Source organism: Gilliamella sp. App2-1 (assembly GCF_001690255.1).
Lineage (GTDB): Bacteria > Pseudomonadota > Gammaproteobacteria > Enterobacterales > Orbaceae > Gilliamella > Gilliamella apicola_G.
Window position 1 is genome coordinate 1 of sequence record NZ_LZGR01000021.1, and the last position, 12,745, is coordinate 12,745.

Sequence of the window (12,745 nt, forward strand, 5' to 3'; positions counted from 1 at the left end):
GGTTTACAATTAAAACAACTTAATTAAATAATTGATTTATTATATTTTTTAATTAAAATCAATTATTTGTTCAGTAAGGAAAAATGGCTATTTTGTTTTTAATTAAAGCTACATTCTAGCAAAAAATCATCAAGTAAATGACTATATGGCTTGGATGCAAGAGTAACAATCACTCAGTTGCGGAATAAGAATTCTAATACTGCCCTTTTAAAATCAATAATTTAAACTAAAATTAATTAGCTAAAATCTAAATATAACTGACAAAAACCGAGTATAACTGAACTCAACCGCCAATTTACCGCCATTTATTTTATATTAAATAATGGGTTTAATGTGGTTGCTTCTTCTAGATGATCGGGAGCAAGATGGGCGTATCTCATCGTTGTTTTTATGTCTGTATGGCCAAGTATCTTTTGCAAAACAAGTATATTTCCACCATTCATCATAAAATGACTAGCAAAAGTGTGGCGCAATACATGAGTTAATTGCCCATCAGGCAACTCTATTCCTGTTCTGTCAATCGCTCTTTTAAATGCGTTTTCATGTGTACCTCTAAATATTTTTTTGTTTTCTTTTGGGATCTGGTCATATAGTTCTTTTGTTATTGGAACAGTTCGATTACGCCTTCCTTTTGTCTTAATGTATGTAATTTTATATGGCGTGATTTGAGATAATTTTAGATTGGCTATTTCTGACCACCTTGCTCCTGTTGAAAGTCCTATTTTTACCATTAATGATAAATACGTAACGTTGCTATTTTGACATTCATTTAATAATAGTTTTATTTGATCATTAGTTAAAAACGCCATTTCAGATTCATCAGTTTTAAACTGTTTGATATTTTCAACGGGGTTCGGGCGTTCCCACTCTCCTAATCGAGCCAATTCATTAAACATGGCACGAAGATAAACCAATTCGAGGTTTAACGTACGTAATGACACTGTTTTTACTGAATCGGTTCTATACAGTTCGCCAATCATGCGTTTTTTTCGATAATTAGTAAATGTTTTAGTCGTAAAATCGCCAACTAATGGATCATTAGTTGACTGGCAAATAAACTCAAGAATCTTTTTTACACGCTTTCCATCTTTTAGTGTTTGCCCATGTGATTGATACCAGGTATTAACTAAATCAGATATTCTTCGCCGATCTTGCTTTTCAGCAATCCACGGCTTAATAGCTACTTGTTCTTCAATATAGGCTTCATAAGCAAGTGCTTCACCTTTTGTTGTGAACGTTTTACGAATTCTACGCCCACCCTCTAGGTATTTTTCAAATAGCCATTTGCCATTACTTTGTTTTCTTACACTCACTTTATATCAAGACTCCTAATGCTCTTCCACTGTGGTATAACCTTGTTTAGGAATATTTGGTACATGAGGAAATGCCATACGAAGAACGCCATCTTTAGTTAATTGTTTAACATACCCTTGTCGTAATCTATCTGGAGTTCTATTGACTAATATAGCAAGAGCGGATAATGAGATATAGTGCCCCTTACAGAGTGCAATTAAAACCGTTTTCATTTCATCAAAAGTAATTCTCTTTTTTATGGTTGGCGAGGCTATTTTTTCTAAACTTTGAAGGAACCCATTATCAAGTTGTGTCAACTCAAATATAAATGGCTTATCTACACGTTCATCTATTATTCTTCCAACTGAATCCTTATTGGCTGATGAAGTATCTTTATAACCGGAGTCCGAATCTTTATAACCGGAGTTTTTATTTTTATAACCGGAGTTATTGTTTCTTGAAGTTAAAGAACCATCTCTGTATATTTGGTCATGTTCAATAATTTCACCATCATTAGCATAAAGAATATCTTCTGGCATAAGCAACTCTTCTTCACCAAATAACTTATATATTTTATTTTTTTTCTCTCCTTGAGATATAAGGAATCCTTTTCTTTCTAAATTAGGTAAGGCGAGCGTGACCTCTCTTGAATGCTTAGAGGTTAACTCACAAGCTCGTTGGTGATTTATCCAATTTTCTTGTGCGGTTGTAGCCAATATCATTTTTTCAAAATCATCTAATTTTGAAAAATTGTCATATCCAAATTTTTTAACTAAATAGTCGACAATATTATGGGGTATTAAGCTTGTCGTTGATAACTCTAATAAAGTCTGCTCGATATCATATTTTTCTCTTAAATTGGGAACTTTCCAATTAGCTTGTTCCCAACCTGAGTATATTCGCGGAACTCCGGAACCCGCTCGCTCCCCTAAACCAATATATAAAAACATTTGTTGCATTTTTTGGTTGCGACATTCACTGTTCCCTCCCTTTATTGCATCTTCTTTAGATATGAGCATTAGACCAGGATTTCTAAAACCAAACATATCAGGTCTTTTAACCACTAAAATGGAAACTCTGCCTGTTAAGTAATCAGCGTGAACTAAGGTATTAACTAAAGCCTCACGAAGTGCTTGATGTATACCTGAATCAGATTGACGTACACCATCTTTAATATTGAAAGGTACTTTTAAATCTGACACTAATTTTGGATAAACAAGTTGATAAAAGTCAAAAACATTTCCTGACCAGCTGCCATCATAAAATACGCGATCTATCCAACGTGTATCTATTTTGTTTTCAGGTCGCTCTATATAATCAACAGAATATTTGGGGATAATTTCTGTAATGGCATCCCATTTACCAAACATGAGTAATCCTGCAATGGTTAACCCTTCTTTTTTCGTGTATCGATCTTTTCTCCACCCGCCAATTTTGCTTAAAAATGAAAGCAAATTTTCTTTTAAAAAAGGATGTTCTGGATGCCTAGCAGAGAATATATTTCTGTATTTTTGTAAGCTTTCTATTTCAATATCATCAATCGTAAAATTATCTAAAATACGAGAGTCTGTTCCTTGTGGATCTTGTTCTAAAATCATTTGCCGTATTTTTGCTTCATCGCATTTAATGTCACTATCATTCATTCGGATATAAGCATTAACGATGCTATTGTTAATATAAATAGGTTTTTTATCTCTGGTTGCTGGATGAATACGAATAATTAATATCGTTTTGTTATCAATACTTTTTTCTAAAATATCTTTGTCGGTTAATAAATTATAATTAACTTTTTCTTTATTATTTAATGCAGTAACTAACTCTTTCTTAATTTTTGTTACATCTTTAATACCAATAAGATTAAACTTATTGGATTTTTCTTCCACTCCAAGAATAACCCAACCACCTTTAGAATTTGCCATTGCTGAATAAGTGGGCCAAAAATCTTTGGGTAATTGACCTTGGTGATCTTTCCCTTGTGCAGATTTAACCTCAATCTCTTCTGTTTCGGTTAAAGATTCAATATCAGCGAGCGTGTTTATTTCAATCATGATATTCACCTAAATATTTATCATCCAACCTAAACCTTACCCATTTTTTATGATTAAGTATTTTTTAAAATGCTCGCCTTTAATAATTGATATTCATCATCAGTTATTGCGCTGCTATTTTTTAATGCCGCAATACGTTCTAATTTTTCTAATGTTTCGCTTGTTATTTCAATTGTTTTTTTTTCTGTTTTTACTCCATCAATGTTTGATTTACCTTCGCCAGTGCAAAGCCATAACAGATTAGCTCCCGTATCTAATGCGCACTGTATTATGTATTCTGCTGGAATTGTATTTCTGACAACTCTATTGGAGAGAACGCTAATTCCCACGCCAAAATATTCACATAACGCTTTCATTGTTTTTAATCTGTAAGCGCTAACCATTCTATCTATTATGTTTTTAGCACTATCAAATTGAATCATATTAACTCCCAGAATACCAAAAAGAAAACATACCTGTAAGGTATTGACATAAACCTAAAAGGTATTCATAATAAAAAATACCGATTAGGTTATTTTTTTACACTAATCAAACCAAATATAATCGAATATAAACCAGTTAGAGGAAATAATGCACTATGAAACAAGATTTATCAATAACTTTCGGTGCTGCATATATGACTGTTGAAGAATATGCAAAACATTCTGGAATGAAAGAAAAAACTATAAAAGATTATGTCCATAAGGGGTATTTACCAATTCGCAAAAAGAATATCACTGGCAAGCGATCAATTATTTTAATCAATAATGCGGCTTTAGTTGCTGAAGCGCTGGCGGACAGAAGCCCAACGATTAACATTTAAAAGGTTTAGCCATGAGTCATGTAATCTATTTGAGTTCCAAAGTCGCTAATAAACCGGCTTTAATTTTTATTCAGATTAATAACCATAACCCTAAAGGTTGGGTTGAGAAACCGAATGGGCAAGCAATTAAATTGCATCAGCCACTAACAGGTAATAAGCATGAACAACTTTCAACGCGCTCGCAATCTTGAGTACCTCCGTAACCTTCACTTATTAATAAGCGGTAAGCGTAGCTTGGCCAGATCAGCTTTTAATAATTTAAAGCCTGGGCAAAAACGGTTATTGCTAGCAGCATCAGGTATCAAGCAGCGCACAACCATCATTTACAACGCAGATAGTCAATTTTCCCACACTTGGGAAATGCGATATGACGATCTGACCGATAAAGAAATCGACAACCTAAAAAAGGGATTGTGTCGTTTGCAATCAATTATTGATGCGTTCGCAATCTGCGAATCTGCCGACTTTATAAAAGAAACAAAACAGGTGGCATAAATGAATATGACAATAGTTAACGAGGATGTATTACTGCAAGCATTAAAACAGGCTAGAGAAGAAACTAAGACTGGACTGTGTGACCTATTTACAGCAAAACTTGAACGGTTAGCGGCTCACATTCGAACTGATTACTTATCACCAATCGAGTCTGCTGAACTTCTTGAACAAGAAGCCGAAGCAATGCGGCAAAAGAATTATGAAAACGTGGCCTAATGCATGATGTTATCAAACGAACGAATGATATCGTTTAATTAGAGCTCGATAATCTAATTGCTAATCGCAAAACGTTTCAAGGTAACTCAGCAACACACTGCATTTAATGCAACGTATCGCTCCCTGAAAACGCCGTCAATTAATTGAAGGATGTCAGCTTTGCATTGACTGTCAGCAATTAAAAGACCAGCAAAGGTTAATTAGTAAAAAACACAGCGAAAGAAATATTGTCGCAACGATCCACCATGCGTCCAAATTGTCATAGGCTAACGGCTTCTAATATTAAATTTGATAACACAATTGAGAATAAAAATATGTTTGATGAATTTCAATCAAAATCACTTAAAGTCATTCGGTTATATTGTTATCTATTTGGATTAATTGCTAGTTATAACATGCAAGTGATTATTGTTCCTAATGAGCTGGCAACAATCTTAAACCGTAATCTAACTGTTAATATTTCATGTGGTGATGCAGTCATGATTTGTGAAACCATTGATGCATATCATTTAGATGTGGATAGAGCAGTAGATATTATTGAATTGGAACTCAATGACGAATAAGAAGAACAAATTTTACTAATCAATAATTAAACTGGACAGTTGTCCCAAATCTTTTAAATTTCAAACAAACAAAATGCATATAGATTAAGGAGCACAAATGAATATTAAAAAATCGTTTTTAAAGTGGCCGGGAGGAAAAGGTCGCATTATTGAGTTATTACTATCTTATTTGCCAACCAACGGACGATTTATTGAGCCATTTGTTGGCGCTGGTAATGTTTTTATTAATGTCGATGCCAAAAGTTATATTTTAACGGATAGCAACAGTGATTTAATTAACGTTTATCGTTGGTTAAAAAGTGATGCAACAATATTGATAAATGAAACCAAAGCACTTTTTGATAGCGAAGTTGATTTTTATGAATTAAGAAACCAGTTTAATCTATCATCTAAAAGGCACACATTAGAACAAGCAGCAAAATTTATTTGGCTAAATCGACATTGCTTCAATGGTCTTTGCAGATATAACAGAAATGGCAACTTCAACGTGCCAAAAGGTAAACATAGTAATACTTATTTTCCAGAACAAGAACTCATTAATTTTAGTAAAAAATTATGTGACACCGATGTGTTACTAACTGCATGTGATTTTAGAACAACAATTACCAAAGCAGAATCTAACGATATAATTTATTGCGATCCTCCTTACCTGGGTCCGTTTAATGGATCATTTGTGGGTTATACTTCAAACAGTTTTGATTACATAAAAACGCAAGAGTTAGAAAAATGTCTGTTTGATGCAGTCAAACGGGGGGCAATTGCTATTATTTCTAACAGTGATAATCCAATAACGCAAGAAATATTTAATAAATTCAATATCCATTCTATTGAATCTCCGCGCTCGATAGCAGCCAACGGCAATCGCAAGCCAGCAAAAGAGATTATTGGCGTGTTAACGCCAGAAATGATTAACAACTCACAACAAAAGGACCTCACAAAATAATAAGGCAAGTATTTAAAGTCATTTGAAATTCAATCGTTGTTGCATCGGCACATCAAGCAATTAAACCAGTGTTTAATGCTGACGATCAGGCGATATTAATAAATTTAACAAGATAAAGGCAAAAAGACGTAACAAGCCTATAAGTATAGCAAAAGCCCGCCTATCGGTTAAAAATTTTTAATAAACAAAGCATAAAATAATATGAATACAATCACGAACCTACCATCAATCAGCAACAGGGCGAAATCTGTCCTGTTTTTGGCTATGCGTGATTTTTACGATACCGTCGGGCAATTTTTACCAACAAAATATATTCAGCCAAAATCACAATACGCCACAGTTCGCAGACCTCCAAAAGATTTAACGATTATTGAGCGTCCACTATGGGAACAAATCCCACATGAATATGATTATTTCCATTCATATTTTAGGGATACGCCTCAGTTTATTGGCAGATACTTCGCTAGAAAATATCTAACGCTGTATCAAGAAAAAGGCTCAAAAGTTGCTAACACCTATTTACGAACCTGTGGATTAACTCGCTGCACCGAAGTACAGAAAAAATATTCATTAAATGTCGAAAAAAGTTTAATTGCTCAAGCATTCTATAAACAGCTATCGATATTACCGAGCTTGGACAAAATCGACGTTGAAGAACTTGGCGGACAGATTGCTAGCTATATGCACAATTTAATCACCCACTTTTTAGAAACAGATGAATTTAAGTTAAGCAATAACGTCCATGAATTAGCTATCTATAAGTTTGTATTAGAGCAGCTCAAACCATTAAAAATTACAGCGCCCTACTTTGCCAATTATAAAAAAGATGAAATCAACGAACAGCAAATTGTTATCGCACTAGCCAAGCTTACTGATGATAAATGGTGGCAAAACAAGTTAACACGCACTTGGGCTTTTCAACGTGAACACTTGGCAATTGCTGCGGGACAAGTTCAGAAATCCGCAAGCCCATATGCAAGCCGCACATGCGTAGGTGAATGGAGAGAGCAAAAAAGGAAAAATCGGGAGTGGTTGAAAAATCAATGTATAGAAAATACTGAAACGGGTGAACAATTTGAGCTTGTTTTACAGGTCGATAAATCTAATGCCAACCCAGCTATTCGTCGTTGTGAGCTTATGGTTCGTATGCGGGGATTTGAGGACATCGCCGACGAGTACGGCTATGAGGGAGCATTTATTACCTTGACTGCACCGTCAAAATATCACGCCGTACATGCTAAAGGTGGGTTTGTCAAAAACTGGAACGGCGGCACACCACGGGACGCACAACGCTACTTATGCAAAGTATGGGCAAAAATCAGGGCAAAGCTCAATCGTGAAAATATCAAAATCTTTGGCTTTAGAGTTGCTGAGCCTCACCATGACGGTACGCCACATTGGCATATATTAGTTTTTATGCTACCTGACAATAAAGATAAAGTTCATGACATTATGTATTCATACGCACTAGAAGAAGACGGCAACGAACCGGGTGCGCGTGAAAACCGTTTCAAGTTTGAAGAAATTGAAAAAGAGAAAGGCTCGGCAACGGGTTACATTGCTAAATATATTTCTAAAAACATTGACGGTTATCAACTTGATGGCGAAGTCGATGACGAGACAGGACAAAACTTAAAAGAGATGGCGAAGAACGTAACGGCTTGGGCTAACCGCTGGGGTATTCGTCAGTTTCAGCAAATCGGCGGCGCACCTGTGACCGTGTGGCGTGAACTGCGTCGGCTCGGCAGCCAAAAAGTCGAAAGCCCAGCAATCGACCCAGTACTTGCCGCAGCTGATGCAGGCGACTGGGCGGCATACACAGAATTACAAGGCGGTGCTATGGTACAGCGTAAAGACTTGCGCGTCAGAATTTCGTACGAAGAAGCACAAAACCAATTTGAGGAAGACGTCAAAAAGATTAAAGGGGTATTTTCCCCCATTATTGGCATGGCATCTTTTATATGCACTCGTTTAATAAAGTGGGCTATTGTCTCTAAAAATAGGCGCGAACGCGCCCCTTGGAGTTCTGTCAATAACTGTACGGAGATCAAAAAATCACCAAAGTACGATCGACGTCAAAAAGTGATAAATGAGCTAAAAAAACATCAAATAAATTACAACTCGCACCAGTTAAATCATCTTTTAGCGGGGCGGGAACTAAAATTTAGTGATAAATTGCTAATAAAATGGATTAAAGACAAGTTGGCCATAATCGATTTACACCAGAAATGGATCGAAATAGGGCCAGATATTGAGTTTTTTTAAATTTCGTAAAAAAGTTTCAAGAAAGCATATATTTAAGCAAAAAAACATAGATGTAATTTAAATAATACCTTTTAATTGCTTTTTCCACTGGTTAATTCATCGTTTGATATATTCAATGACAATATTTTTATCATTTATACCTAAATTTTTTACCATTTGTCGATAACTTTGCACATCATTAAGAACTAAATTAATAGCTGATTATTTAAACTGCGGTTCGTATTTAAAGGGTTGATAAAAAAATAACGTTTTTTTTAGTTAAACCCTTGATAACAGACTGAAAATATGTAATATTTTGTTTTCAAGTAATCAATATAGTAATGTCTCAGAAATACGGTAGCTGAAAGGTATACTCACAACGGAGTATTTAAAAATAACGATTATTAATGCGATTATTACAGTACATGATTATTTACATATCTGGCGGTTAGCCAAACAAGCCAAAGACTTTACATCTATAAATGTGTTAACTGGCATGTTAATCAATGACGAATCAAATTAGGCAAATTACGATTAACCATAAAATTGATTTAATATTGTTTATGCAAGACATAAATAAGACAGTTAACCCCCTAACCTATAGCGTTTTTAGCAAAACCAAAGAGATTGTTAAAATTATTTATTAAAACAAATCAATCCTATACAAATTACCTGCAATAGTGCCGAGCGGTATCGTGCTAAATGTATCCATAGCAGTGTGAGTTCCCAAAAAGTTTAAACTAAAATGAGATTAATTGAATGATAGAACCAACTACAACAACATTCACAGCGATTATCAGTGCTTTTTCAATATCGATTATTTATCCAAATATCGAAAATGGCATGATTTTAGGTGCGCTTTGTGGCTCAATCTTACTTGTAATTAGCGAAGAGCACATCTCCGTATTTCGCCGTATCATCTTATTTTTTATATCTTTTTCGATAGGAATGTTGCTAGCCGAAATGACATTAAATCTATTAATACCTTTATTCCCGTCAAACATTCAACCAAAAGTACCGCTCGGACTTGGTGCATTAGTCGCTTCGGCCGTTAGTGTCAAATTATTGCTTTGGTTAATTAAAAAGTTTGACGATCCATCCGACTTATTTAATAGCTTTAGGAGAAAGAAACCATAAATGATAACAACTGAACAATTGCAAAATGTGGCTAATAAGCTAGAAGTTGAGCTGGCTATGGTGCAAGCGGTGACAAAAATTGAGGCTTGCTCATCAGGCATTAAAAACGGCTTACCGGTAATTCTATTTGAAAGGCATATCTTTTACCATCAGCTTAAAAAACACGGCTTTGATATAGAAAAATTATCAAATACTTATCCTGATTTAATCAATCCCACCGCTGGTGGTTATTTAGGTGGTGCTAGTGAAAACTATCGGCTAACTCTTGCCAAACAAATTGATATTGATTCCGCAATTGAAAGTGCTAGCTGGGGCTTATTTCAAATTATGGGTTTCCACTGGCAACTACTTGGCTATGAATCAGCTCAGCAATTTGAACAACATATGACTGAAAGCGAAGAAATGCAATTAGATGCGTTTTACCGTTTTGTTACTCATAAATCGAATTGCAAGCTATTACAAGCAATGAAAGATAAAGATTTTTCAACGTTTGCAAAACTTTACAACGGTCCAGCTTATAAAAAAAATAGCTATGACTTAAAACTCAAAGAGGCATACGAAAACTATGCAAAATCTATTAAAAAGTAAGCTATTACCGTGGTCACTATTACTGGTTTGTTTATTGTTAAATTGTTTGCAAAATCAACTATTGAGCACTAAAAATAAACAATTGCAAACAAGTAATCTACAACTACAGAATGATAAGCAAAAGTTAATCGAAATCATTGATGATAAAAACAATGAATTAATTGAACTTAGTTATCAGTATCGGGCAAATGAACAAAAATTGATAGAACAAAAAAATCAACTGCACGCGGTTGATACGTTAAATCGTCAATATCAACAACAATTGGAGCTACTTATCAATGAAAATAAACAATTACGCATATGGTCTAATACTGATCTGCCTGATGTTATTAAATGGCTGTACACTCGGCCAGAAATCAAAGGAAGTGAAGATTATCAAAACTGGATGTCCAGCCGTAACGCCTTGCTATCTTCCCATGAATAATTTACGGCGGAATCGTTCATTAATTGACGACAACCAAGCTATCTTAACGGCATGGCATCAATGTGCGATTCAAGTCGAAATGATTTATCAATGCCAGCAAGAACAAAATCAGCATGGGAAAAATTAAACAATTTCTGGTAAAAGTTTTAGAGGATGATTTTAATAATGGAATGTATAGTTTCCAACAAATAAAAAAACTGAACCCTGTAAATCACAGGATTCAGTTCTTGCAAACAAGCCTGATTTATAATTCTTTAGAGCCCAAACGTGTAGCATGTTTAAGATAAAGGTCTATCGGATCTGGTTTAGTCGGATGAACACCCGCAATTTGATTGATAGCATCCAGATGATCCATTTGATAATCAGAACGGATAACCTTACCCAAATGAGAACTATAACGACCAACTAAACCATCGTTATGCTTACGCTCTTTTCTGAAAAACGTAGCTAATTTAGCCAGAACAGTATGCGAAGGATCAGCAGTATTTAAGCCTTCATTAACCACTCTTGATTTGATAATGCCACTCCAAGAATAATAGTAAACACCATTACTTTCCTGCTCTTTACCTTCGCCACCCCATTTTTTAGGGAGACCTTGCGGATATTTTAAGTTAAATTTTTTAATACTTTGAGTCGACATGTTTTTCAGTGATTTTTCAAAATCATTTACTAAAAACGGTTTGTTACTAAACAGACCAATAAATTTCATAAATGCTTTAACTATCACATCAGCAGTAGGACCTGTCATCTTACCAGAGATAATCTCCAACATTAAATCTGCAAGCTCAGAACCGTAATTCATTCCATTTACAGATGTTACTGAAGCCACCATGCTAGGATGGAGAGCTGCGACGTAACGACAGGTAAGTGCACCTTGACTATGCCCAATCAGATTTACTTTTTGGCTACGCGTTTTTTCACGTATATTCATCACTTCATTTTTCAACTGTTCACCAGCTGCTTCAGTTGAATCGGTAGCAGAAATTGCAACTGTATAAACAGCATAACCTTGTTTTTTTAAAGATTCAGCGATCTTAAAGAAATATGGGTATCCCTTAATTCGGTTGAACCCAAACAGCCCATCTACCAGTACGATTGGATATTTTGTTTTCACAACTTTTAAGTTAGATATTGTTTTATCCATTTAACCTTCCTTAATTATTCTTATATATGAGTTATTATTGTTATTTTATAAAAATTTTACAAAGACGGTTTAAAAATCTAAATTAAAAGTAATTTCTTGCATAATGCACTAATTCTGTTTTTTTATGCAGAAATTAACCGTAAAAAAACGATATCATTTTCGATATAATAATGCAAATTTAATTTTTAAAAAATTTTCATTTACTTTACTAAAAAATCCTAAAATGATGTTTATTTTATATACTTTAATTAGTCTGTTGTTACGCATGAATTAGAAACTACATTAACGATATGCACATTATTTTTAATTACGTTCACAGATCCAATAAAATATTTTAATTTAAAAATCAATTTTTTAAATTAAAAATCTTCCATGCAAATAAATTCTTCTTAATTGTTTCTGCAAAAATACGGTTAAATTGTTTAAAAGTAAAATTGAGCTTCGCCAAAAAATTTGACAAAGCTTGTGAAAACCTCATCATTAGTTAAAATTCACGTAGAAAATTAAGTGGTGTGTTTTTGTATTTTATATACAATCAATGTTAGATTATCACGTGTTCAGAAAATCCTCACTTCATTTACAGTAATTTGGAAAACAACTGTAATGGGTATACATAAAAAATTAATATTTTATCCACGGCAAGAGATATAACGGCTACATCACAACGAAAAAAGATGCCATATAACCTATATCCCAATGTAAACATAGCAGTTTCAATCAAATGTCATCAAGTAACATAAATAAAAAGCAGGAATATCCTCCCGCTATTCTATTGATTATCTTTTACTTCAGAATCATTTCTATTTTTTATCTTCAATAATAATTCATGCAATAAACACAAACCAATT

General features: G+C 34.1%; 15 protein-coding genes. 11 read left to right on the forward strand and 4 right to left on the reverse strand.

Going from position 1 to position 12,745, the window contains the following annotated elements; translation table 11 throughout:
• Positions 1-305: 305 nt before the first annotated feature.
• Genes A9G22_RS02550 through A9G22_RS02560 form a run of 3 tightly spaced genes read right to left on the reverse strand, consistent with a single transcriptional unit; the run spans position 306 to position 3,763 of the window.
• Entirely contained in the window at positions 306-1,313 is a 1,008-nt protein-coding gene (locus tag A9G22_RS02550; protein WP_075508310.1) for a phage integrase, read from the reverse strand.
• Between the two features lie 15 nt (positions 1,314-1,328).
• Entirely contained in the window at positions 1,329-3,341 is a 2,013-nt protein-coding gene (locus A9G22_RS02555; protein WP_075508311.1) for an RNA-binding domain-containing protein, read from the reverse strand.
• A 53-nt stretch (positions 3,342-3,394) separates the two neighbouring features.
• Complete coding sequence (locus A9G22_RS02560; RefSeq protein ID WP_065586832.1) at positions 3,395-3,763, reverse strand: helix-turn-helix transcriptional regulator; 369 nt, start codon at positions 3,761-3,763, stop codon at positions 3,395-3,397.
• Positions 3,764-3,918: 155 nt separating this feature from the next.
• Between A9G22_RS02560 and A9G22_RS02565 the strand changes: the two genes are divergently transcribed.
• The 11 genes from A9G22_RS02565 to lysC all read left to right on the forward strand — a co-directional run bounded on the left by A9G22_RS02565 (position 3,919) and on the right by lysC (position 10,880).
• Positions 3,919-4,143, forward strand: a complete 225-nt coding sequence (locus tag A9G22_RS02565) for a hypothetical protein (protein ID WP_065586833.1) — start codon at positions 3,919-3,921, stop codon at positions 4,141-4,143.
• An 11-nt stretch (positions 4,144-4,154) separates the two neighbouring features.
• On the forward strand, positions 4,155-4,334 hold the full coding sequence (locus A9G22_RS02570; protein WP_065586834.1) for a hypothetical protein: 180 nt from the start codon (positions 4,155-4,157) through the stop codon (positions 4,332-4,334).
• Between the two features lie 43 nt (positions 4,335-4,377).
• A complete protein-coding gene (locus A9G22_RS02575) occupies positions 4,378-4,638 on the forward strand; it encodes a hypothetical protein (protein WP_065586835.1) in 261 nt (86 codons plus the stop codon).
• On the forward strand, positions 4,639-4,854 hold the full coding sequence (locus A9G22_RS02580; protein ID WP_065586836.1) for a DUF2732 family protein: 216 nt from the start codon (positions 4,639-4,641) through the stop codon (positions 4,852-4,854).
• A 314-nt stretch (positions 4,855-5,168) separates the two neighbouring features.
• Positions 5,169-5,417 carry a hypothetical protein gene (locus A9G22_RS02585; RefSeq protein WP_141669951.1) on the forward strand — a complete coding sequence of 83 codons (249 nt, stop codon included), beginning with the start codon at positions 5,169-5,171 and terminating at the stop codon, positions 5,415-5,417.
• A 97-nt stretch (positions 5,418-5,514) separates the two neighbouring features.
• Positions 5,515-6,360, forward strand: a complete 846-nt coding sequence (locus A9G22_RS02590; RefSeq protein WP_082264487.1) for a DNA adenine methylase — start codon at positions 5,515-5,517, stop codon at positions 6,358-6,360.
• A 201-nt stretch (positions 6,361-6,561) separates the two neighbouring features.
• The gene (locus A9G22_RS02595) at positions 6,562-8,625 is read left to right on the forward strand and encodes a replication endonuclease (RefSeq protein ID WP_082264488.1); all 2,064 of its coding nucleotides are present in this window, start codon (positions 6,562-6,564) and stop codon (positions 8,623-8,625) included.
• Positions 8,626-9,363: 738 nt separating this feature from the next.
• Positions 9,364-9,741, forward strand: coding sequence for a putative holin (locus A9G22_RS02600; RefSeq protein ID WP_075508313.1), 378 nt, complete (start codon positions 9,364-9,366; stop codon positions 9,739-9,741).
• A complete protein-coding gene (locus A9G22_RS02605) occupies positions 9,742-10,329 on the forward strand; it encodes an N-acetylmuramidase family protein (RefSeq protein ID WP_065586840.1) in 588 nt (195 codons plus the stop codon).
• On the forward strand, positions 10,307-10,753 hold the full coding sequence (locus A9G22_RS02610; protein WP_075508314.1) for a hypothetical protein: 447 nt from the start codon (positions 10,307-10,309) through the stop codon (positions 10,751-10,753). The genes A9G22_RS02605 and A9G22_RS02610 overlap by 23 nt, the downstream gene beginning before the upstream one ends.
• Entirely contained in the window at positions 10,653-10,880 is a 228-nt protein-coding gene (lysC, locus tag A9G22_RS11515; protein WP_218058722.1) for an Rz1-like lysis system protein LysC, read from the forward strand. The genes A9G22_RS02610 and lysC overlap by 101 nt, the downstream gene beginning before the upstream one ends.
• A gap of 117 nt (positions 10,881-10,997) precedes the next feature.
• Here lysC and A9G22_RS02615 read toward each other — a convergent pair whose 3' ends face one another.
• On the reverse strand, positions 10,998-11,897 hold the full coding sequence (locus tag A9G22_RS02615; protein ID WP_065586842.1) for a lipase family alpha/beta hydrolase: 900 nt from the start codon (positions 11,895-11,897) through the stop codon (positions 10,998-11,000).
• Positions 11,898-12,745: the final 848 nt, after the last annotated feature.